We start from the raw sequence: 1,707 nt of genomic DNA on the forward strand, positions 1-1,707 counted from the left end.
CGGTGATCCGGCCTTGATTATGGCCGCCCGGGGCTGGTCGTTGCGCCGAAGCAGGAGAGCGCGATGAGCCGGTTTCGTCATGCGGTGAAAAACCGGGATCAGCATATTCTGACCCTGCGAGTGGCGTGCGGCATTTTAGTGCTGGTCTTGCTGCTGAGTCTGACGGGCTGGATGGCTTCACCACGCAATCTTACCATCCATCATCCGCCGGACTTACGCACCGGCAGCACCCGTCCGTGGTGGGAAATCCCCGCCCCCAGTGTCTACAGCTTTGCCTTTTATATTTTCCAGCAACTGAATGCCTGGCCGAAAAACGGGGCACAGGACTATCCGGCGAAAATTTATGCGCTTTCCCCTTATCTGACGCCGGCCTGTCAGGATTTTCTGCGTGAAGATGCCAGAACCCGGGCTGACAGCGGTGAGCTGCTCGACCGGGTGCGCGTGGTGTATGAAATTCCCGGCCGGGGCTATGGGACGCGCAGTGTGACGGTACGTGACCGGGATAACTGGGTAGTCCGGCTGGATTTGGTGGCCGATGAATACTATCACGCCGAACCGGTTAAACGGGCACGGGTGCGTTATCCGCTGAAAGTGGTGCGCTGGGAGGGCGATGCCGAGCGTAATCCCTTCGGGCTGGCACTGGACTGTTACGACGGAATGCCCCAGCGGCTGGAAGCCATGCCACAACCTTTGGCAGAGAAAAAGGGCGTATTTCAATGAGCAGAGTGTCATTTGGCCGCTGGCTGGGATGGGTCAGTTTGTTATTGTTCAGCGTCGGCACACAGGCTGATGAGCTGATGACATGGGAACGTATTCCATTATCCATCTCACTCAACGTGGGGCAGGAACGCATTATTTTTGCTGAGCGGAATGTCCGTGTCGGTTTGCCGCCGTCACTCAGTGATAAGTTGCGGGTACAAAGTGCCGGCGGGGCGGTGTACCTGAAAGCTAACAGTACTTTCCCGCCAACCCGCCTGCACTTGCAGGACAGCGAAAACGGTGAAATCATTTTACTGGATATCACCGCGAGTAAAACGGGCGCAACGGAACCCGTGCGTATTGTTTACCCGGCTGAAAAACACCCCCTTCCGACTGAAAAATCACAACAGCAGAGCAACGCCAAATTATTGGTGCCCGTTCCGGTCGCCTTAACCCGTTATGCCGCGCAGCAACTGTATGCCCCGTTTCGTACCGTCGAGCCGGTTACCGGCATCCAGCCGGTGAATCTGCATCTGCCCTCGTCCATCACGACACTTTACCCGTCAGAGACGATTGCGGTTACCCCGTTGGCAGGCTGGCGATTACACCCTCACACGGTCATCGCACTGAAACTGCGCAATACGGCCAAACGCACTATCCCCCTCGACCCGCGAGCATTACAGGGGCAGTTTGTGGCCGCCACGTTCCAGCATCGCTGGCTGGGTGAAACGGGGTCACCGGAGGATACGACGGTATTGTACCTCGTCACAAAAGGGCTGCCGGATAATGCCTTTATCCCTGAGCCGGCATCGGTGAAACCGGGAGGCCGTCATGGAGGTTAAGTCCAATGCGTTGGTGAAAATACTGGTGCCGACAGTGCTGGTTATCGGCGGGTTTATTGGCATCAAAAGTTGCAGCTCAACGGAAGGTGCCGCGCCCGGTACGACGCAGAATAATGTACTGGCCACGCTGTCACCGGAGGAGTTACAGGCGCTGGGTGTCGGTGGC

At 57.2% G+C, this 1,707-nt stretch carries 2 protein-coding genes; both read left to right on the top strand.

What is annotated here, in order from left to right:
* The first annotated feature begins 63 nt into the window (after positions 1-63).
* Complete coding sequence (locus tag ABLA76_RS18055) at positions 64-720, top strand: PFL_4703 family integrating conjugative element protein (protein WP_348988962.1); 657 nt, start codon at positions 64-66, stop codon at positions 718-720.
* Positions 717-1,541, top strand: a complete 825-nt coding sequence (locus ABLA76_RS18060; RefSeq protein ID WP_348988963.1) for a TIGR03749 family integrating conjugative element protein — start codon at positions 717-719, stop codon at positions 1,539-1,541. The genes ABLA76_RS18055 and ABLA76_RS18060 overlap by 4 nt, the downstream gene beginning before the upstream one ends.
* The last annotated feature ends 166 nt before the right edge of the window (positions 1,542-1,707 follow it).

The organism is Xenorhabdus sp. SGI240 (genome assembly GCF_040081915.1).
GTDB lineage: Bacteria > Pseudomonadota > Gammaproteobacteria > Enterobacterales > Enterobacteriaceae > Xenorhabdus > Xenorhabdus bakwenae.

Coding starts and splice junctions, on each gene's coding strand:
- ABLA76_RS18055 (WP_348988962.1), top strand. CDS start 64: ATGAGCCGGTTTCGTCATGCGGTGAAAAACCGGGATCAGCATATTCTG.
- ABLA76_RS18060 (WP_348988963.1), top strand. CDS start 717: ATGAGCAGAGTGTCATTTGGCCGCTGGCTGGGATGGGTCAGTTTGTTA.